This is a genomic window from Pectobacterium atrosepticum (assembly GCF_000740965.1).
In the GTDB taxonomy this organism is placed as follows: domain Bacteria; phylum Pseudomonadota; class Gammaproteobacteria; order Enterobacterales; family Enterobacteriaceae; genus Pectobacterium; species Pectobacterium atrosepticum.
This window is the reverse complement of sequence record NZ_CP009125.1, coordinates 3,107,474-3,127,331: the sequence shown is the minus strand read 5'-3', so window position 1 is coordinate 3,127,331 and position 19,858 is coordinate 3,107,474. Positions and strand designations below refer to the sequence as shown.

The 19,858-nt window shown below is 48.4% G+C and carries 18 protein-coding genes and 1 tRNA gene; 13 read left to right on the top strand and 6 right to left on the bottom strand.

Annotation, left to right across the window (positions count from 1 at the left end; genetic code table 11):
* Nucleotides 1–36 precede the first annotated feature (36 nt).
* The 8 genes from GZ59_RS13810 (at nucleotide 37) to phoH (ending at nucleotide 7,143) form a co-directional block, all read left to right on the top strand.
* On the top strand, nucleotides 37–738 hold the full coding sequence (locus GZ59_RS13810) for a WbqC family protein (RefSeq protein ID WP_039292536.1): 702 nt from the start codon (nucleotides 37–39) through the stop codon (nucleotides 736–738).
* Nucleotides 739–740: 2 nt separating this feature from the next.
* Nucleotides 741–1,700, top strand: coding sequence for a glycoside hydrolase family protein (locus GZ59_RS13805; protein ID WP_039292532.1), 960 nt, complete (start codon nucleotides 741–743; stop codon nucleotides 1,698–1,700).
* Nucleotides 1,700–2,668, top strand: a complete 969-nt coding sequence (locus tag GZ59_RS13800; protein ID WP_011093313.1) for a glycoside hydrolase family protein — start codon at nucleotides 1,700–1,702, stop codon at nucleotides 2,666–2,668. The genes GZ59_RS13805 and GZ59_RS13800 overlap by 1 nt, the downstream gene beginning before the upstream one ends.
* Complete coding sequence (locus GZ59_RS13795) at nucleotides 2,656–3,108, top strand: GNAT family N-acetyltransferase (protein WP_039292530.1); 453 nt, start codon at nucleotides 2,656–2,658, stop codon at nucleotides 3,106–3,108. The genes GZ59_RS13800 and GZ59_RS13795 overlap by 13 nt, the downstream gene beginning before the upstream one ends.
* Complete coding sequence (locus GZ59_RS13790) at nucleotides 3,105–3,854, top strand: class I SAM-dependent methyltransferase (RefSeq protein WP_039292527.1); 750 nt, start codon at nucleotides 3,105–3,107, stop codon at nucleotides 3,852–3,854. The genes GZ59_RS13795 and GZ59_RS13790 overlap by 4 nt, the downstream gene beginning before the upstream one ends.
* A 528-nt stretch (nucleotides 3,855–4,382) precedes the next feature.
* Entirely contained in the window at nucleotides 4,383–5,105 is a 723-nt protein-coding gene (locus tag GZ59_RS13785) for an RNA polymerase sigma factor FliA (protein ID WP_011093316.1), read from the top strand.
* Nucleotides 5,106–5,308: 203 nt separating this feature from the next.
* Nucleotides 5,309–5,824: a flagella biosynthesis regulatory protein FliZ gene (gene fliZ / locus GZ59_RS13780; RefSeq protein WP_039292524.1), complete on the top strand. Its 516-nt coding sequence runs from the start codon at nucleotides 5,309–5,311 to the stop codon at nucleotides 5,822–5,824.
* Nucleotides 5,825–6,354: 530 nt separating this feature from the next.
* Nucleotides 6,355–7,143 carry a phosphate starvation-inducible protein PhoH gene (gene phoH / locus GZ59_RS13775; protein WP_039292522.1) on the top strand — a complete coding sequence of 263 codons (789 nt, stop codon included), beginning with the start codon at nucleotides 6,355–6,357 and terminating at the stop codon, nucleotides 7,141–7,143.
* Nucleotides 7,144–7,231: 88 nt separating this feature from the next.
* Here phoH and GZ59_RS13770 read toward each other — a convergent pair.
* The 3 genes from GZ59_RS13770 to GZ59_RS13760 all read right to left on the bottom strand — a co-directional run bounded on the left by GZ59_RS13770 (nucleotide 7,232) and on the right by GZ59_RS13760 (nucleotide 10,427).
* Nucleotides 7,232–7,321, bottom strand: a tRNA-Ser gene (locus tag GZ59_RS13770).
* Between the two features lie 217 nt (nucleotides 7,322–7,538).
* On the bottom strand, nucleotides 7,539–8,177 hold the full coding sequence (locus GZ59_RS13765) for an RpiB/LacA/LacB family sugar-phosphate isomerase (RefSeq protein ID WP_010287191.1): 639 nt from the start codon (nucleotides 8,175–8,177) through the stop codon (nucleotides 7,539–7,541).
* A 216-nt stretch (nucleotides 8,178–8,393) separates the two neighbouring features.
* Nucleotides 8,394–10,427 (bottom strand): choline transporter, encoded by a 2,034-nt coding sequence (locus GZ59_RS13760; RefSeq protein WP_039292519.1) that lies wholly within the window; start codon nucleotides 10,425–10,427, stop codon nucleotides 8,394–8,396.
* A gap of 357 nt (nucleotides 10,428–10,784) precedes the next feature.
* On the opposite strand from GZ59_RS13760, the gene betI reads away from it, so the two are divergent.
* From betI to GZ59_RS13740, 4 genes are all read left to right on the top strand, one after another.
* Nucleotides 10,785–11,372 (top strand): transcriptional regulator BetI, encoded by a 588-nt coding sequence (gene betI, locus GZ59_RS13755; protein WP_011093320.1) that lies wholly within the window; start codon nucleotides 10,785–10,787, stop codon nucleotides 11,370–11,372.
* A 68-nt stretch (nucleotides 11,373–11,440) separates the two neighbouring features.
* A complete protein-coding gene (gene betB / locus GZ59_RS13750; protein WP_039292514.1) occupies nucleotides 11,441–12,913 on the top strand; it encodes a betaine-aldehyde dehydrogenase in 1,473 nt (490 codons plus the stop codon).
* 19 nt (nucleotides 12,914–12,932) lie between these two features.
* Complete coding sequence (gene betA / locus GZ59_RS13745; RefSeq protein ID WP_011093322.1) at nucleotides 12,933–14,612, top strand: choline dehydrogenase; 1,680 nt, start codon at nucleotides 12,933–12,935, stop codon at nucleotides 14,610–14,612.
* Nucleotides 14,613–14,771: 159 nt separating this feature from the next.
* Entirely contained in the window at nucleotides 14,772–15,425 is a 654-nt protein-coding gene (locus tag GZ59_RS13740; RefSeq protein WP_011093323.1) for a tellurite resistance TerB family protein, read from the top strand.
* 96 nt (nucleotides 15,426–15,521) lie between these two features.
* Here the strand turns inward: GZ59_RS13740 and fabA are convergent, their stop codons facing one another.
* Nucleotides 15,522–16,040 (bottom strand): bifunctional 3-hydroxydecanoyl-ACP dehydratase/trans-2-decenoyl-ACP isomerase, encoded by a 519-nt coding sequence (gene fabA / locus GZ59_RS13735; protein WP_011093324.1) that lies wholly within the window; start codon nucleotides 16,038–16,040, stop codon nucleotides 15,522–15,524.
* A 91-nt stretch (nucleotides 16,041–16,131) separates the two neighbouring features.
* Nucleotides 16,132–17,901 (bottom strand): AAA family ATPase, encoded by a 1,770-nt coding sequence (locus GZ59_RS13730; RefSeq protein ID WP_039292505.1) that lies wholly within the window; start codon nucleotides 17,899–17,901, stop codon nucleotides 16,132–16,134.
* Nucleotides 17,902–18,078: 177 nt separating this feature from the next.
* Between GZ59_RS13730 and matP the strand changes: the two genes are divergently transcribed.
* Nucleotides 18,079–18,537, top strand: coding sequence for a macrodomain Ter protein MatP (matP, locus tag GZ59_RS13725; protein WP_011093326.1), 459 nt, complete (start codon nucleotides 18,079–18,081; stop codon nucleotides 18,535–18,537).
* Nucleotides 18,538–18,614: 77 nt separating this feature from the next.
* On the opposite strand, the gene ompA is transcribed toward matP, so the two are convergent.
* Nucleotides 18,615–19,715: a porin OmpA gene (ompA, locus tag GZ59_RS13720; protein WP_011093327.1), complete on the bottom strand. Its 1,101-nt coding sequence runs from the start codon at nucleotides 19,713–19,715 to the stop codon at nucleotides 18,615–18,617.
* Nucleotides 19,716–19,858 lie beyond the last annotated feature (143 nt).

Genomic DNA, 19,858 nt, shown 5'->3' with positions numbered 1-19,858 from the left:
TATTAGTTAGCGTTTTAGTTTTATCAGGAGAGCGCGTTGATAAAGTATGCGGTAATGCAACCTTATTTCCTTCCTTACATTGGCTATTTTCAGTTGATGGCCGAAGTAGACGTTTTTGTGGTTTACGATAATATAAAATACACTAAGAAGGGATGGATAAATCGAAACCGCATTTTGTTAAATGGTAAAGATAGCACGTTTAGTTTACCCTTAAAGAAAGACTCCGATTTTTTGGATGTTAAAGATAGAATGTTATCAGAGACGTTTAATAGAGAGGATTTAGTCAACAAAATTCGTGGTGCCTATCATCGAGCACCTTATTTTAAAGATGTTTTCCCATTGCTAGAAGATATAATAAATTATCGAGATGATAATTTGTTTGACTATATATTGTTCTCATTGGAAAGTATTAAAAAATATCTTGGTTTGACGTGTGATATAAAAGTGTCATCTTCTATTAACATTGATCATTCACTAAAATCTCAAGATAAAGTACTTGCCTTCGGGAACGTCCTTGGTGCGAAATCGTATAGTAATCCACCAGGTGGTGTTGCTCTGTATTCCCAAGAAGCCTTTTCTTTGCATGGAATGACTCTGAATTTTATCCAGCCAAAGAGTATTATTTATAAACAATTCGATCAACCTTTTGTGGCTTGGTTATCAATCATTGATGTCATGATGTTTAATTCCAGTGATGAGGTACTGCGCCTTATTACTACTGAATATGAGTTGATATAAATATGTTTCAGTGGAAAAAATTAGGCAAGGTGTTTACCCCGCAAGATATTAATGACCGCCCTTGGCTTAAAGAGTTCGCACAAGCCCCTGCAACTCTGGTTTTTGATGACTTTGTCCGTGTTTATTTCTCTTGTCGTCCACCTGCTGATGAACATGGCATGTATGTTAGCTATTCAGCTTGGGTAGATCTGGATCGTAATAACCTTTTCAATGTATTACGTGTTTCCGAAAACCCTATTTTGCCACTAGGGCAATCAGGTGAGTTTGACGAATTTGGTACCTATCCCGTATCCGTTGTTCGCGATGAGAATATTTTCCGTGCGTATTATGCTGGATGGACCCGATGTGAGTCAGTCCCTTTCAATGTTGCTATTGGCATGGCGATTAGTGACGATGGGGACGTATTCCGCAAAGCTGGACCGGGGCCAATTATTAGTTATTCTCCTGAAGAACCCTTTGTCATGAGTGGGCCAAAAATTCGCCGTTTTAATGGCGAATGGCAACTATTCTATATTGCAGGTCGTCGATGGAAACTGGTTGATGGACGAGCAGAGCCCGTTTATAAAATCCGCATGGCCGTATCGAGTGATGGCACAAATTGGCGGAAGATAAATAAAGACTTAATAAGCAGTCGAATTGAAGAAGATGAAGCGCAGGCTAGCCCCGATGTGTTTTATGCGAACGGTAGGTATCATATGTTTTTTTGCTACCGCTACAGCGAGCATTATCGAGGGAAAAAGCATGGATATCGTATTGGATATGCGTGGAGTTCCGATCTTATTGACTGGCATCGTGATGATGAAAAGGTAGGAATTGATGTATCTGAAACTGGATGGGATTCGGAAATGATCAGTTATCCCCATGTGTTTGAGCTTGATGGTAAAGTCTATATGGCATATCTAGGCGATCAAGTTGGGCGCTATGGTTTTGGTTTGGCACAGTTAGAAGGAGAATTGCGCTAATGCTGACATGGCGTAAACATGGGCTCATCTACTCACCTCAGGCACATCCACCTTTGATTGGTGGGGCAGGGTATGCCCAATCCCCCCAGGCGCTAGTATTTGATGATTTTGTCCGTATCTATTTTTCTACTCGCGAATTGGATGATAAAAATAATAAATTCATCAGCCGAGTTTCCTATGTAGATATGGATAAGAATCTGCAGGAAATCCTGAAAGTTAGCGCGGCGCCTGTGATTGCTCACGCAGAATTAGGCACGTTTGATGAACATGGTATTTTCCCTTTCAACGTCTTGCGTCACAATGGGGCGGTGATGGCCTGGACTACAGGGTGGAATCGCCGAGTCTCTGTTTCCGTAGATACGTCGATAGGCCTGGCAATTAGCCATGATGGCGGCGATACATTTCAACGGCATGCGACAGGTCCTGTGATGTCAGCCTCCTTACACGAACCCTATTTGGTCGGGGATGCTTTTGTTCAGCATATCGAAGGGCGCTTCCATATGTGGTACATCTACGGCGTGGGTTGGAAAAGACAACAGTCTGATTCTCCACCAGACCGTATTTATAAAATTGCACATGCTGTTTCTGATGATGGCATTGACTGGGTGAGAGAGAGTAAGCCCATCATTGCCGATCTGCTCGGTGACGATGAATGCCAGGCGCTGCCGACGGTGATCAAAGTTGGTAATCGATATCACATGATTTTTTGTTATCGTGAATGTTTCGATTTCCGTTTAGGTAGCGGGCGCGGATACCGCCTTGGCTATGCTTGGTCAGACGACCTTGTCACATGGCATAGAGATGATACTCAGGTGCCTGCTGTTTCGGAATCCGGTGAATGGGATAGTGAAATGCAATGTTATCCGCACCTTTTCCAATGTGATGAGAAAGTGTATTTGCTCTACAACGGTAACGCGTTCGGAAAAGAAGGTTTTGGTCTGGCTGAGTTAACCGCATGCAGCGAATGATGATACGCCAGAATAGCGCCACGGCGGAGGATATCGCATGTCATCTACGTGCCTGCGATGATGCGTTTGTCCGTGCGTTGGAGCAGCGAGTTGAAATAGCGGCCTACGCAGATAAAATCGCTCGCCTTGCTCATTGCATTGAAGGATGGAAAAACGAACGTTTGGTTGGCCTTGTTGCTTCCTATTTTAATGCGCAAACAAAGATTGCATTTATTACTAATGTTTCGGTATTAACGGAAGCCCAAGGGGTAGGTTCTGGTGGTATTCTGTTAGAACAATGTATAACGAAAATGCAAACACTAGGTGCGATAGAAATACGTTTGGAAGTTGAAGAAAGTAATCAGGTTGCCAGAGGTTTCTATCTAAAACACGCTTTTATTCAGTCAGAGATTAGCGGCAATATCCTACAAATGACCCGACATTGTGAGACGAGAACATGACAATCAGCAGAAATTATGATCAGGAAATTAAGGATACAGCAGGTCATAAATACGCCTATAATTTCGACTTTGATGTAATGCATCCTTTTATGGTTCGCGCATTCACTCCTTTCTTTCGTCCAGGCAATTTACTGGAGCTAGGTAGCTTCAAAGGTGATTTCACTTTGCGGCTACAGGAACATTTCAACGACATCACATGCGTTGAAGCTTCCGAAGAAGCTATTTCACATGCTCAGGGCCGATTAAAAGACGGAATAACTTATATTCACTCACGTTTTGAAGATGCGCAGTTACCTCGTCGTTACGATAATATCGTTTTGACGCATGTGCTTGAACATATTGATGATCCTGTCGCTCTGCTTAAGCGTATTAATGACGATTGGTTAGCTGAAGGTGGGCGTCTATTCCTCGTTTGCCCTAATGCAAATGCAGTGTCCCGGCAGATAGCCGTAAAAATGGGGATTATTTCCCATAATTCGGCCGTGACTGAAGCCGAATTCGCACATGGGCACCGTTGCACATATGCGTTAGATACGCTTGAGCGTGATGCGAGTCGTGCTGGATTACAGGTTACATATCGTTCAGGCATTTTCTTTAAAGCGCTAGCTAATTTTCAATGGGACCAAATATTGCAAACGGATATCTTATCAAAAGAATATCTGGACGGTTGCTACCAACTTGGTCAGCAATACCCTGACCTTTGCGCAAGTATATTTTTACTTTGCGAGAAAGGAATAAATCAATAGTAGTATTCCTTTTGATTTAGGTCTGATTTGGCAGTTGCTGATAATTTTTATAGGCATCTGCCAGATTGGTTGCATCTGGTTTGAATTTTTCACGGAATGCAATCTGATATAACTCCTTTAATACTATTGATCGCTGTGATATCACTGATGTAGTTTAATTATAGTGGCATCGCTTTTGGTGTGTTCGGTATAGTCAGACATCAGTGATGCGTAAAATGGCAACATTTTGTTGTTAAAATATTATCCGCTGTTATCCCTTTTTTTGAGCTGTCACCGATCAAACTTCCTTTCCTCTGCTAGTGGTTTACGCTAGAGTCATTTTTCCTCGAAAGAGATGTACATCACAAATTTGGTGTCTCGTTGCACTCTATGCGACTGCCATTTGTGTTTCTCTCTGCAGATTCTTTACCTAATCTTGTCATACATGGCAGGAATAACCCTTCTTTTTTGACGCTATTCAGGCGATTGGCTACCCTACCTAAAAGCATAATAGTGTCGATAACATTATCATCGTAGGTATTTGTCACTGTGAGCGATTTGTATACCGCCGAAGGCACAATGGATAAAAATTCCCTTTGGAAGCGCTACGTTCCACTAGTGCGCCATGAAGCCTTGCGTTTACAGGTTCGTCTCCCCGCGAGTGTTGAACTTGACGATCTGCTACAAGCTGGCGGTATTGGCTTGCTGAGCGCAGTTGAACGTTATGATTCGTTGCAAGGTACGGCGTTTACCACTTATGCCGTTCAACGAATCCGTGGCTCGATGCTGGATGAATTACGCAGTCGTGATTGGGCTCCACGCAGTGTACGGCGTAATGCGCGGGAAGTGGCACAAGCAATGCAACAGACTGAACAACAACTCGGTCGTACTCCAACGGAGCAGGAAGTTGCGCAGACCCTGAATATCACGCTTGAAGATTATCGTCAGATATTGCTGGATACGAACAATAGTCAGCTTTTCTCTTACGATGAATGGCGTGAAGAACATGGTGATAGCGCCGAGGCGTTACTGGAAGGCAATGAAGATGCCAACCCATTGCATCAACTGATGGAAGGCAACTTGCGCCATCGTGTGATGGATGCAATTGAAAACTTGCCAGAACGTGAGAAGTTGGTGTTGACGCTCTACTATCAGGAAGAGTTGAACCTGAAAGAGATCGGTGCTGTTCTTGAGGTCGGAGAATCGAGAGTCAGCCAGTTGCATAGCCAGGCGATAAAGCGCCTGCGCGTGAAATTAATGAACGATGTTTAATTGCGCTGCGTAGGAATACTGTTATCAAAATATATCTTCATCCACTGAAGCTGCAGCGTTATGACAATTTTTGAATCTTGATAAGTGTTTTGTATCAGTACCTAAATAGTCAATGCTGTCTGTTTTTTAGCACCCGACCCTCTGGCGTGATGAGCGGTGCTATTGCTTCGCGTTGAAGTTATATATTGTCATGGAATGGATTCATGCACCCATCAATTAGGAAGAAACAGCTGCTAAGCCGTTATCTGAAAGACTTTAAACATAGACAGACCAACTGTTCCCAGTGTGATAAAGAGCTCGACCGCGTTTCACTGGTGTTTCGCAACCAGCTTATAAATAAAAAATCGATTGGCAGTATCGACAGACTTATCGATGACGAAATATGGTCTGGTCTCCAGAAGGAATTAATCCCACTTTGCCGCTTTTGTAGCGAAATATTATGCAATACCACTGCTAGCTATTTCGATATTAAAGCTTTCACACAATATCTGATCGAGCAAACCGAAGTTCGTCATAGCACGATGCGCGAGTATGTCATTCGTCTGCGGAGGTTGGATGAATTGCTGGTCGCAAATAATTATCCTGCAGAAACCTTTTCCGGGCACCGTGGTGGGATACAGCAGCGGGTATGCGATTACCTTCCTGACATTGAACAAAATATCTACCGCAGCGCCTTACGAAAATACGATCAATATTTGGACTGGCAGCGACATTTCTGACGCGCATATGCGTCGTTCTCAGGCCGACATTGCTAATCCAAGGGATACTGACTATACGTAAATGTTATGACAGTGTAAAAAATGCTTGCATTGCAGGGGCAAATTATTGCACTGTCATACTACTGAAATCATTCGGCACTAATTTTTAGGCAATGGTTAGCGGTAGTTCTACGATGCGATCAATCATTATTCAGTGGAATAGTCGTTGTCACAGTGAGGAACGCGAATGGTAATGTCCTTTTGTGGACTTTGTAGTCGATGTCAAGATTCTACGCTGCTGACTCGCCGATGCGAGGGATTTTCCTCCCACTTATTTTCAACGCTGCGCCATTCTCTCTTTACCCAAACACTCCATTTATTTTATTTTTCTATCCATGAATGCTCGGCCCGTTTTTCACTCGGTTCGTGGATGGCTCATGTGTATTTTCTGTCCGCTATTGGCTTAATAAGGAAGCCTGACCTCGTTAGTGAGTTAAACGTCACGCGCTGCAAAGCAGTGCGGTAAGTGAAACAAACTGTAAGGTGCCACTATGGGAAGACAAAAAGCAGTGATCAAAGCTCGTCGTGAAGCAAAACGCGTTATCCGTCGTGATTCGCGTAGCCATCGTCAGCGTGAGGAAGAGTCGGTCACTTCTCTGGTACAGATGGGCGGGATTGAAACAATCGGAATGGCGCGTGAGAATCGTGATAATTCCGTGATTCAAGCTCGTACCGCCGCCCAGGAACATTACTTGTCTGAGATAGAAAATAAACAGTTGATTTTTGCCACAGGCGAAGCTGGCTGCGGTAAAACGTATCTGAGCGCTGCGAAAGCGGCGGAGGCACTAATCCATAAAGAGGTTGAGCGCATTATTGTTACGCGGCCGGTATTACAGGCCGATGAGGATCTTGGCTTTTTACCCGGAGATATTTCGGAGAAGTTTGCGCCTTATTTCCGCCCAGTTTACGACATACTCTTGCGCCGGCTGGGATCATCTTTTATGCAGTATTGCTTACGGCCGGAAATAGGCAAAGTCGAAATCGCGCCTTTTGCCTATATGCGCGGGCGGACGTTTGAAAATGCGGTTGTGATTCTAGATGAAGCGCAAAACGTGACGGTGAACCAAATGAAAATGTTCCTGACGCGTTTAGGCGAGAATGTCACCGTTATCGTGAATGGTGATGTGACGCAGTGTGACTTGCCTGCTGGGGTTAAATCCGGCCTGCGAGACGCACTGGAGCGTTTTGTTGAGGATGACATGATTGGCGTGGTCTCTTTCGGTAAAGAGGACTGCGTTCGCTCGGCATTGTGCCAGCGTACGCTCCATGCCTATGGCTGATATCTGTGTGGCACGGGAATAAAAATTCTCGTGCCATCAGCATAAAAGAAAACGCCCCTGATTTGCATCAGGGGCGTTTTCTTTTATATGGCGGTGAGGAAGGGATTCGAACCCTTGATACGTTTTCACGTATACACACTTTCCAGGCGTGCTCCTTCAGCCTCTCGGACACCTCACCGGGGGTTACCCACAAGGGGCAACGGGGCGCTACTATAGGGAGTCACTTAGCTTCGGTCAAGCAGTATTTAGCGCGATTGGTGCGTCTGGCTAAGCATTGAACGGTAACGGATAGTCCATGTAACCGTGTCGTCAAAATGCAGACAAAATTAGTGAAAAAATCGCATAAAAAAACCACAGACCGTGATGGCCTATGGTTTTTTGCAGCTATTGGACGATTATGCCAGCAGCGTTTTGATGTAGCTAGTCAGTGCTTCGTCTTTGCTGTTAGCGAAGAAGTATTCCTGGAATTTAGGACCAGCAATCGCACCTTTAACCAGATCCTGATCGAGACCTTTCAGGATGGTGATCAGATCGTTGTAGGTCACTGCTTTTACAGCATCCAGGATTTTCTTGTTACGTTGTTGAGGAGCAACGCGATCGCTTGGATAGCCTCTGCCGCCTTCTTCTTTGAACAACTGGGTGAACAGATTTTCCAGGTTCAGTTCAGCGCCCCAGCCAAAACCTTTAGCGTAAGGAACGGATACTGCGTTGCCGTTGTTGATCTGAGAGAACAGGTAAGCATCAGATGGGTCAACAACCAGACCGCAGATTACGCCAGGGAAGGAGTTACAAGCCAGCATTGCGCCTTGGCCAGTACCGCAACCAGTTACGACGAAATCAGCTGCGCCAGAGTTCAGCAGGATAGCTGCCAGAATACCGTTCTGGATGTAGGTCAGCTGCGCTGCATCTTCAACTGCGTATTGGCCGTAGTTGTGTACAGTGTGGCCCAACGGTGCAACCGCTTTGGTCAGAGACTCGGCGATGATGGCGTTTTTGGCAGCCTGGCTGTTCTCATTAATCAGTGCAATTTTCATGTTCGTTCCTTTTCTGTGACGGACAAATACATTTTTTAAAACTGTATTTCAATTTGATGTGTGCAGTATACCGTTTCAAAAATAAAGCGCAAATCGTGGAAGCAAAGAATGCGGCACAGCCCGTAAATTCGGGAAAAACACCATGAAGGGAAAACGAGTGGTGCAGAGATAAGTAATTGAAAAATGGCGCTGTATCCAGCGCCATCGGGGTGATGATCATGCATCGGGGAAGGTGAGCGTATTGCCCGGTGCTTCTCGATTAAGATGAAGAAAATTCAGGTGTCGTTCGTACTGATCCAAAATGTCGTTAATCACCTGTTCTTTGCTGTAATCCATTAGGTCATTCCCCTGACTTCCTTCTAATAAGAAGGTTTCAAGTCGGTAATAATCTGATTTGCCTGAGCGGGCGCGGTAGGTAAACGCTGGGACGCTATAACGCTGTGGCCAAATCTGATAAAGAAAGTTCTGTTCATCACCCAAATCAACCAAGAGTTCGAGATGGTTCAAGCGTTCATCTTCGACAGGGGGCAATGTGTTGACTTCAACGCTGGCGCCTCGTAGACGTAGCTCACGTGCAACATCGTCCATCGCGGCTTTACAGACGTTATCCAGCATTTTCTGTGTATGCGTCGTGCCGGGGAAATTCATGACGCGCGAGAGGCGCTGCTTCCAGTTCAAGCGATCGTCGCCTGATATTGGCATGGGTGCCGATGTTTGTAATGAGCTGGCTTTACGGTAGTCCTCAACCCGTAGTGATTTATATAACCCTGCCATAATGAAGAACATCACAAAGCTAAACGGTAACCCCATGATGACGGTGGTGTTCTGTAATGCTGAAACGCCGTTTGTCATCAGCATACCCAGGGTCAGCAGGCCAATGGCGACTGACCAGAAAACGCGCAGCCAGTTTGGCGCATCATTGTTGATGTCGGCAAGGCGAGAGGTAAAGTTGCCCAGCACCAGTGAACCGGAATCGGCAGACGTGACATAAAACAGCAAGCCAGTAATGGTGGCGACAGAGGCGCTCAGGCTGAAGCCCGGGTACTGTGCCAGCAGACTGTAGAATCCGCGTTCCGGGTGCTGCATGACTTCATTCGCAAAGTCCAGATTACCGTGGATCACCTGATAAAGCGCACTGTTGCCGAAAATGGAGAGCCATAGCAGCGTAAAGACAAACGGAATGATCAGCGTGCCGACGACGAACTGGCGAATCGTTCTACCGCGTGAGATGCGTGCCAGAAACAGTCCAACAAACGGTGCCCACGCGACCCACCATGCCCAGAAAAACAGCGTCCAGCTATTCATCCATTCTGTCGGGCGATCGAACGCAAAACTGTTGAGCGTCATGCCCGTAAAGCGATTGATGTAATCCCCCACGTTAAGCACCAGCGCGTTTAACAGAAACTCGGTATCGCCCCAAAAGAGCAGGAAGAGAATTAAACCCAGCGCGAGCAGAACGTTAAGCTCGGAGAGGAAGCGAATGCCGCGATTGACACCGGACGTTACGGAAATGGTCGCCATGATCACGGAAAGCAGGATCAGGGAAGCCTGCACGGTGAGATTCTCTGGGATTTGGAACAGCACTTTCAGCCCGTAGTTAAGCTGAACTACCCCGATGCCCAGCGTGGTAGCGATACCGAAAATGGTGCCTAGCACGGCTGCAATATCGACGCTGTGCCCAATCGGGCCATTGATGCGTTTACCAAAGATAGGATACAGGGCCGAGCGAATCGTCAGCGGCAAATTATACCGGTAACTGAAGTAACCCAGCGCGATCCCCATCAGCGCGTACATTGACCAGCCCGTCAGTCCGTAGTGAAACAATGTCCAGACCATGGCCTGCCGCGCCGCCTCCATCGTCTGCCCTTGTCCCTCAGGCGGCATCATATATTGCGTGATAGGTTCCGCGACGGAAAAGAACATTAAATCGATGCCGATCCCTGCCGCAAAGAGCATCGCCGCCCAGCTCATCAGGCTAAATTCAGGCTTTGATTGCTCTGGTCCGAGTTTAATCGACCCAAATCGAGACGATGCAATGAAGATGACGAAAACGATGTAGAGCGTGGCGGCTAGCAGGTAGTACCAACCAAATGTGGCAGAAACCCAGTTGAGAGCATGGGTAATCCATTCGTTCGCTTCTTTGTTAAACAGCATCGTCATCAGCGAGAAGGTCAGAATTAATCCCGCTGATGTGTAGAACACGACAGGATTCAGGCGGTCCTGTTGGGTGGTGGTTTCTGAGGCTGGCATGGTTATCCCTTGCGTTATGTGAACCAGTACTCTGACTTCTCTTTCCACGAAGCGCGCTTAGCGCATACCAAGAGCTTAACCCAGACCAATAACAAGGCGCAGGACATCCGCTGAGTACGCTTTCCGCTGAAGATGGTTGTCAGAACAAAAAACAAGTCATTTATTTTAAAGCGACGTTATCGTCTGAAGTAAAGCCACTTTTCGTGATAATTGATACAGACTTTTAACCTTTCGGTAATAAAAGATATTCATTTTTTATTGAACGTTCAATCAAAAAAAAGTTTAATGGGATAAATCGGATCACGAATAACTGTCTTTTACCGTGATTCATAACACAAAAAATGAAGGGAGAGTGCGGTGCCTAAAGTCGGAATGCAGCCCATCAGACGGCAGCAGCTCATCGAAGCGACGCTGGCAGCGATTAACGATGTGGGGATGCACGATGCCTCAATCGTGCAGATTGCCCGACGCGCAGGGGTGTCGAATGGAATCATCAGTCATTACTTCCGCGATAAAAATGGCTTATTGGAAGCGACGATGCGCTATCTGATTAGCCATCTGGGGTTAGCGGTGAAATCAAGATTACTGAACCTGACAGAAAATACGCCTCGTGCTCGTTTGCGGGCGATTGTTCAGGGGAATTTTGATGATAGCCAGACGAATAGCGCAGCGATGAAAACCTGGCTAGCGTTTTGGGCCAGCAGTCTGCATTCCCCCATGCTTCATCGGCTACAGCAGGTTAACGATCGGCGGCTTTACTCCAATTTGAGTGTCGAGTTCAGCCGCTGTTTGCCGAAAGACAAAGCACGCATTGCGGCAAAAGGAGTGGCGGGGCTGATCGATGGCTTGTGGCTGCGCGGTGCGCTAAGTCATAACGTCTTCAACTGTGAAGAAGCGCTGAGCATTACCTACGATTATATCGATCAGCAGCTCACTCATGCGTAATCCTTCCTTATTATTTTGCCTTCCCTGCTCGAAACGCACGATCGGGCAGTCATCAGACAGGAGAATTTATGTCTCGCTACGGTTTACAACAGCTTTACATCAACGGTGCCTATGTCGATAGCACAGGTAACGATACGTTTGATGCCGTGAATCCTGCTAATGGCGACATTATTGCCTGTATTCAGTCTGCCACCGCCGCTGACGTTGACCGGGCGGTCAGCGCAGCCACCGCAGGGCAGAAGGTATGGGCGGCGATGACGGCGATGGAGCGTTCGCGCATTTTACGCCGTGCTGTTGATATCTTACGTGAGCGCAATGGTGAACTCGCGTTGCTTGAGACGCACGATACCGGCAAGCCGCTTTCAGAAACGCGTACCGTCGATATCGTGACCGGCGCCGATGTTTTGGAGTATTACGCGGGGTTGATTCCTATGCTGGAAGGTCAACAGATCCCGCTGCGCGATACCTCGTTTGTTTATACACGTCGTGAACCGCTTGGTGTTGTCGCCGGTATCGGTGCCTGGAACTATCCCATTCAGATCGCGTTGTGGAAATCGGCGCCCGCGCTGGCGGCAGGCAACGCAATGATCTTCAAACCCAGTGAAGTCACGTCGCTCACCGCGCTGAAGCTGGCGGAAATTTACACCGAAGCTGGGTTGCCGGCAGGTGTATTTAACGTGCTGACGGGAACAGGGAAATCCGTTGGTCAGGCGCTGACCACACACCCTGGCATTGCCAAGGTCTCTTTCACTGGCGGTATCACCAGCGGGAAAACGGTCATGGCCAATGCCGCAGGCTCGACGCTGAAAGACGTCACGATGGAGCTGGGGGGGAAATCGCCGCTGATTATTTTTGATGATGCCGATCTTGATAAGGCGGCGGACATTGCCATGATGGCGAATTTTTTCAGCTCAGGGCAGGTGTGCACTAACGGCACGCGCGTCTTTGTACCACAGGCATTGCAGACGCAGTTTGAGGAAAAAATCCTGGCACGTGTTCAGCGAATTCGCGCTGGCGATCCTACCGATGAATCGGTGAATTTTGGACCACTGGTCAGTTTCCCGCATAGAGAGTCCGTTCTGCGTTACATCGAAAGCGGAAAACGAGAGGGCGCTCGCGTGCTGGTGGGCGGTGAACCTATGACAGATGGTGACTATGCACAAGGCGCATACGTTGCCCCTACGGTGTTCACTGACTGCCGGGATGACATGAAGATTGTCCGAAAGGAAATTTTTGGTCCGGTCATGAGTATTCTGACGTATCAGGACGAGGATGAGGTTATCCGCCGCGCCAATGATAGTGAGTATGGGCTAGCGGCTGGCATTGTAACCCGCGATCTAAATCGAGCGCATCGGGTTATTCATCAGCTTGAGGCGGGGATTTGTTGGATCAACACCTGGGGAGAATCTCCGGCCGAAATGCCTGTGGGCGGCTACAAACATTCGGGTGTCGGACGTGAAAACGGCGTAACAACGTTGGAACACTACACGCAAATTAAATCTATACAGGTTGAACTGGGTGAATTCCGCTCGGTATTTTAAACGAAGGGGATAAAGCCTAATGGAATATGATTACATCATTATCGGTGCTGGCTCAGCAGGCAATGTGCTGGCTGCGCGTTTAACAGAAGAAAGCGATGTGAGCGTGCTGCTGCTTGAGGCGGGTGGCCCCGACTATCGGCTGGATTTTCGTACACAGATGCCCGCCGCATTAGCCTTCCCATTACAGGGGAAACGCTATAACTGGGCCTATGAAACCGATCCCGAGCCTCATATGAATGATCGCCGAATGGAATGCGGTCGAGGAAAAGGATTGGGTGGTTCGTCGCTGATTAACGGAATGTGTTACATCCGCGGCAATGCGATGGATTTTGATCACTGGGCGACTATGTCGGGTCTGGAAGATTGGAGTTACCTTGACTGCCTGCCGTATTTCCGCAAAGCGGAAACGCGGGATGTGGGGGCGAATGACTACCATGGCGCGTCTGGCCCTGTTTCGGTTACAACACCGAAGATGGGAAACAACGAACTGTTTCACGCGATGGTTGAAGCTGGCGTGCAGGCGGGCTATCCGCGTACGGACGATCTCAACGGGTATCAGCAGGAAGGCTTTGGGCCGATGGACAGAACCGTCACGCCGAAGGGGCGTCGCGCCAGCACCGCCCGTGGCTATTTGGATCAGGCGAAAAGCCGTAAGAATCTGACTATCGTGACGCATGCCTTAACCGACAGGATTCTCTTTGACGGAAAACGTGCTGTTGGCGTGGCTTACTTTAAAGGCGAAAGTGCCCAGACGGCAAAGGCACGCCGCGAAGTGCTTTTGTGTGCTGGTGCAATTGCCTCACCGCAAATTCTGCAACGTTCTGGTGTGGGGCCGAAAGATTTGCTCCAGAGGCTCGATATTTCAGTGGTGCACGATTTGCCCGGTGTCGGCGAGAATTTGCAGGACCATCTGGAAATGTATTTGCAATATGCCTGCAAAGAACCGGTATCGCTCTATCCGGCATTGCAGTGGTTTAATCAGCCGAAAATCGGCGCGGAATGGTTGTTCAACGGCACAGGCATTGGTGCTAGCAACCAGTTCGAGGCGGGCGGTTTTATTCGCAGTCGGGACGAATTCACCTGGCCGAATATTCAATACCATTTCCTGCCCGTCGCGATTAATTACAACGGCAGCAATGCAGTGAAAGAGCACGGGTTTCAGGCGCACGTCGGTTCTATGCGCTCACTCAGTCGGGGGCGTGTTCAGGTGCGCTCCAAAGATGCCCGCGAGCACCCTAGCATCCTGTTCAACTACATGTCAACGGAACAAGATTGGCAGGAGTTTCGTGACGCGATCCGCATTACGCGTGAAATCATGGCGCAGCCAGCGCTCGATAAATACCGTGGGCGAGAGATCAGTCCTGGTCTGGCAGTTCAGACGGATGAGGAACTGGATGAGTTCATCCGCACTCATGCTGAGACGGCATTCCATCCCTCTTGCTCCTGCAAGATGGGAGAGGACGACATGTCGGTTGTCGATGGGCAAGGGTGTGTCCACGGCATGGAAGGATTGCGTGTTGTCGATGCTTCCATCATGCCGCAGATTATTACTGGTAATCTGAATGCGACGACCATCATGATCGCGGAGAAGATTGCAGACCGAATTCGCCGTCGTCAGCCTCTGCCACGCAGCAAGGCGCGCTACTATGTCGCTGGAAGCACGCCAGTGAGAAAAGCGCCGTTGAAACCCGCGTCATAACGTTCCCAGCATAGCCAGATGGACCGCCCAAATGGACCGAGTAGAAACCGCGGTCCATACTTTTCATTGCTATACACAATCTGACAAACAAACGCCTTCCGCACCATTACTATGGGTGACAACACCATCAGTGATGTCACTTTTCCTTGAGGAATGAAAATGAATAATTGGCTGCAACAAATTCAGGGTTTATTAGGTGCCGGTAGCAAGCCGGGGTCTCATCATCAAGGCGGTAAAAACGGCAATTTGGGCGATATGCTGAAACCTGCGGCGTTGGGCGGTTTGGCGGGTGTGTTGTTGTCGAATAAGTCCGCACGGAAAATTATGGGCTCATTGGGTAAAAATGCCCTGATCATTGGGGGCAGTGCGGCGGCGGGTGTGGTGTTGTGGAATCAGTATAAGAAACGTGTTCGCGACACACATCAGGATGATCCTCAGTTTGGTACCCAATCCTCGGCCGATAATATTCGCGCTCGACGTCTGATTCAGGCGCTGGTTTTTGCTGCCAAGAGTGACGGCCATATTGATGCGACCGAGAAACAGCGCATTGATGACAATATTCAGCAGCTGCAATTGGGAAGCGATGCGCATCGCTGGGTGCAGGAAGCGATAGAACAACCGCTTGACCCGGTTTTGCTGGCGAAAGACGTGAAGAATGAGGAAGAAGCGCTTGAGGTCTACTTCCTGAGCTGCGCGGTCATTGATGTCGATCACTTCATGGAGAAAAGCTATCTGGATGCGTTAGCGACGGAATTGAAGATACCGCAAGACGTGCGGCAGTCGATCACCAATGAACTTAAAAGCCCATCATGATAAGTCGAGTGGTTTAGGGCTGCGGTTGGATACAATCGGATAAATGGAAGGGATAACGCGGGCGAAAAATTATTGGCCCGCGTTATCATCTGGCACTTAGAAAGAGCTCGCGTCTTTGAACAGACCGACTTTCAGTTCATCAGCAGCATAGATGTGTTGGCCATCAACCAGCACTTCACCATCAGCAATACCCATTACTAAACGGCGATTGATTACGCGTTTGAAGTGAATGCGGTAAGTCACTTTTTTAGCTGTTGGCAGAACTTGTCCGGAGAATTTGACTTCACCCACGCCAAGTGCACGACCTTTGCCTTCGCCACCCAGCCAGCCCAGATAGAAGCCGACTAGCTGCCACATAGCATCCAGACCAAGGCAGCCTGGCATCACTGGATCGCCGATGAAATGGCAACCGAAGAACCACTGGTCAGGCGTGATATCCAATTCGGCTTCCACAAAGCCTTTGCCGTACTTACCGCCGTCTTCTGTCATTTTAACGACGCGGTCCATCATTAGCATGTTAGGGGCGGGTAACTGAGGGCCTTGCGGGCCGAACAGTTCACCACGACTGGAGGCAAGGAGGTCTTCTTTTGTATAGGATTCGCGTTTATCTACCATGGTCTCTGTAAGCCTTGTTTTAATGAAGCACGCAGATTAGCGTACACCTGTACGCTGGGCAAGTCTGTTGCGTCTGGTTGAACCAGTTGGTTTAACGGAAAAACCAAGGGAAACGTCTACGCTCTTGCGGTGCAAATTGTCCAATTCGCTCGCGAATCTCCGCTAGCAGGTTTGGCTGCTGCTCATCGTCGTAAGCGAAATTGGTGAGTAATGACACAGCTTCCGACGCGGTCTCTACCGGGAACAAATGGAATTTCCCTTCGCGTACTGCCTCAACGACATCTTCCTGTAAACAGAGATGGCGCAAGTTAGTCGCAGGTAAAATCACGCCCTGGGTACCTGTCAGCCCACGACGCTGGCAGACCTCAAAGAAGCCTTCGATTTTCTCATTCACGCCGCCAATTGGCTGGACACGACCAAATTGATCGACGGAACCGGTAACGGCGAACTGCTGATTGATTGGTCGCAAGGAGAGGGCACTGACCAGTGCGCACAACTCTGCCAGTGAAGCGCTGTCACCATCAACTTCGCTGTACGATTGCTCGAAGACCATGGAGGCCGAGAAAGGAAGTTGTTGATCAAGTTCCAGTTCGGTAATCAGAAACGCCTGCATGATCATCATGCCTTTAGCGTGTAAATTGCCAGCAAGCTCGGCTTTGCGCTCGACGTCAGTAAATTCACCGTCGCCAGCGTGAACTACGCAGCTGATGCGTGTCGGCTCACCGAAGGCAACAGGGTAGCCTGGGAATTCCAGCACGGAAAGTCCATTAACCTGACCGACGACTTCGCCTTCTGTTTCGATCAGAATCTGGCCTAGTTCTATTTCATCCTGCATGCGCTCATGAAGATAGCCTTCACGCCATTGGCGAGCGGCAATCGCGTCAATCAGCGCCTGCTCGGTAATCTGACCATCTCTGGCGTACAGAGATGCATATTTTAATTGGCTGATTAACCAACGCGGGCATAATGGTAAATTGCCCTGATCGCCGCTGTAGCGTACCGCGATGTTGACTAATGCCGGCCAGGCATCCACATCTAGCAGCGGCAGTTGATTCTCGCTGCATAGTGCATTGATGTAGGTACACCAGCGCGCCATGTCATCTGTTTCAATCAACTGCAATTGCGCTTCGAACTCACCATAAATCGCGTGTTCGCCTAATTCCGGCTCCATATCATGGATATCTGCCAGACTTTCTCGGTCACCGAGAATAATCAGGCGAATATCAAGCGGCATCGGTGGCACATCAACAGGAAGTGGTTTGCGCTCGTCTGGCGAGTGCCAACGATAGAGTCCCTCTGCCATAATCTGCTTCAGACGCAGCCACATCAACGGCTGAGCTAGCAATGCTCTGGCAGACAGGATCAACGTGCCGCCATTAACCTGATGAATCAGTCCTGGATGCAGGGTGATTTCATCGTGAAAATTGCGTACACAGCCGAAGAGTTGTTCGGGCTCAATCCATTCCTGATAGCCACAGGATTGCTGTGCGGCAAAATTATCCGCAGGCTGAGTGGCGGGTTCGACCCGGATATGACGACCCTCAATGATATATTTACTGCCATGTATCGCCCCGGAGTCTGGCCTGATGGCGTTCAGCGCACGGGCGATCAATGCCATATATTCATCGTTCTCTTGCGCTTTCAACAGCATAAAGCGGGATGGAGAACGAGGGTGGCAAAAGAGCGTCAGACTGTCTGCCAGACGCGACTGAATAGCGGAGAATTCAGCAGGAGCAAGCTGAGCTGCCTGAGTGAATAGCGTTTGATAAGGCGTATTATTTGGCAGTAAATGCTGCCATGAGAGTCGGTTACTGGTCAAAGTATCAATGTAATCGTCTAAAGGAAAAGCGTGATTATACAAGAATAATGCGGACTGCGCATAAGGAGAGTCATCTCTCCGTCATCTTTCACACGTTGAAGCTCAATCCGTGTTTGGCTAATCGTCTTAAAAGCTCTCGGAAAGCCGCCAGAAAGCGGTCAAAATCAGGGAAAACTGTTATGCTGAAAGTAACGTTACGCGGTCACTGAAGAATTTAATATGAAATATCAACAACTAGAAAATCTTGAGTGCGGATGGAAATGGAAATACCTCGTTAAGAAGCATCGGGAGGGAGAGGAGATTACGCGTTTTCTGGAGCAAAGTGCTGCGGATGACGCCGTACAGGCATTGCTTAAAATGGAAAACCAGCCAGTTAAAGTGCTGGAGTGGATTGCGCAATGTATGAATCCCACCTTAGAAAATCGAATGAAGCAAACGATTCGCGCGCGGCGTAAGCGTCATTTCAACGCGGAGCACCAGCATACACGCAAGAAATCGATCGATCTGGAATATCTGGTCTGGCAGCGCCTTGCGGCTCTCTCTCAGAGACGTGGGTCTACCTTGTCAGAAACGATTGTGCAGCTAATTGAAGACGCTGAGCATAAAGAAAAATATGCCAGCCAGATGTCGCTGCTTAAGCAGGATCTTAAAGCCATTCTGAATAAAGACGAAAAGTAATCAGTTTTTGTCATATATCTACTGATAAAAAAGTATAAAAAAACCTCGCCGAAGCGAGGTTTTTTTTCGTTAATAACTTAAGCCTGAGGCTGAGTTACAACGTCTTTGATGCCTTTAACTTCGATCTCTACGCGACGATCCGGTGCCAGGCAGTCGATCAGCGCAGCACGAGGTTTCACGTTGTCACAGGTAGAACCAGTAACTGGTTGAGATTTACCCAAGCCACGAGCAGAGACTTTGTTCGCAGGGATACCCTTAGAAACCAGGTAATCAACTACGCTCTGTGCACGTTTTTCAGACAGAGCTTGGTTGTATTGCTCTGAACCTAAACGGTCAGTGAAGCCCAGAACAACAACGGAACCGTCTTTCGGATCCAGAGAGCTCAGCTGAGTGTACAGCTGATCCAGTGATTGCTGGCCTTCTGGTTTCAGCGTTGCTTTGTTGAAGTTGAACAGCACGTCAGATTTCAGGGTGAAACGCTTGGTTTCAACAACTGGAGCTGGGGCTGGAGTCGGAGCTGGAGCAGCAACAGGTGCTACGCGATCATCCTGACCGAAACGGTAAGACAAGCCAACGCTCATCAGCAGGTTGTCTGGACGGGCACCAACGGTACCAGCATCACCAATGTTGCTTACCCATTGGTAGTCAACGCGGGTAGCCCAGTTTTTGTCGATAGCGTATTCAACACCGATTGCAGCCAGCGGGGAAACGCCAGTGTCGTCGTTGTTGATGTCAGCTCTTGTACCCGTGTTTACAGATGTGGCCGCATGGCTGTCAGCGCGCCATACCATACCACCCAGACGAGTATAAACGTCCAGATCTGGCATAACTGGGTAGCTCAATTTAGCTGCCAGTTGGATGCCCTGTGCCTTGAAGCTAGCGCTGTCATCGTTTGATGCAGTTGAGCCTGCATATTTCATGCGGCCCAGCCAGTCGTAGCCCAGCTCAAAGCCCAAGTACGGGTTGGCTTGATAACCAACAAACGCACCAGCACCTAACTTACTTTTGATCGGGTTGTTGTTGACACCGGTGTAACCATTACCATAGAAACCAGTATCGTGGAATTGAGACACACCCAGTTTACCACCGGTGTACCAGGTATTGTCTTTAGGAGCTGCTTGCGCGATGGTCGCGAAGCTTGCCAGTGCCACTGCAACTGCGATAGCTGTTTTTTTCATTTTACGCCTCATTATCATCCAAATCGGCAATTAACCTGGAGGGCTAATAAACCTTTGGTTAAAATCCTTGGGTTGGAGAACTTTGCCCTTATTTATGACTCACTGTCAGTCAACTGACGTTATAAAAGAGCAACTCCAGCGAG

Coding starts and splice junctions, on each gene's coding strand:
- GZ59_RS13805 (WP_039292532.1), top strand. CDS start 741: ATGTTTCAGTGGAAAAAATTAGGCAAGGTGTTTACCCCGCAAGATATT.
- GZ59_RS13800 (WP_011093313.1), top strand. CDS start 1,700: ATGCTGACATGGCGTAAACATGGGCTCATCTACTCACCTCAGGCACAT.
- GZ59_RS13795 (WP_039292530.1), top strand. CDS start 2,656: ATGCAGCGAATGATGATACGCCAGAATAGCGCCACGGCGGAGGATATC.
- GZ59_RS13790 (WP_039292527.1), top strand. CDS start 3,105: ATGACAATCAGCAGAAATTATGATCAGGAAATTAAGGATACAGCAGGT.
- fliZ (WP_039292524.1), top strand. CDS start 5,309: ATGCACCCATCAATTAGGAAGAAACAGCTGCTAAGCCGTTATCTGAAA.
- phoH (WP_039292522.1), top strand. CDS start 6,355: ATGGGAAGACAAAAAGCAGTGATCAAAGCTCGTCGTGAAGCAAAACGC.
- GZ59_RS13765 (WP_010287191.1), bottom strand. CDS start 8,177: ATGAAAATTGCACTGATTAATGAGAACAGCCAGGCTGCCAAAAACGCC.
- GZ59_RS13760 (WP_039292519.1), bottom strand. CDS start 10,427: ATGCCAGCCTCAGAAACCACCACCCAACAGGACCGCCTGAATCCTGTC.
- betB (WP_039292514.1), top strand. CDS start 11,441: ATGTCTCGCTACGGTTTACAACAGCTTTACATCAACGGTGCCTATGTC.
- betA (WP_011093322.1), top strand. CDS start 12,933: ATGGAATATGATTACATCATTATCGGTGCTGGCTCAGCAGGCAATGTG.
- GZ59_RS13740 (WP_011093323.1), top strand. CDS start 14,772: ATGAATAATTGGCTGCAACAAATTCAGGGTTTATTAGGTGCCGGTAGC.
- fabA (WP_011093324.1), bottom strand. CDS start 16,040: ATGGTAGATAAACGCGAATCCTATACAAAAGAAGACCTCCTTGCCTCC.
- matP (WP_011093326.1), top strand. CDS start 18,079: ATGAAATATCAACAACTAGAAAATCTTGAGTGCGGATGGAAATGGAAA.
- ompA (WP_011093327.1), bottom strand. CDS start 19,715: ATGAAAAAAACAGCTATCGCAGTTGCAGTGGCACTGGCAAGCTTCGCG.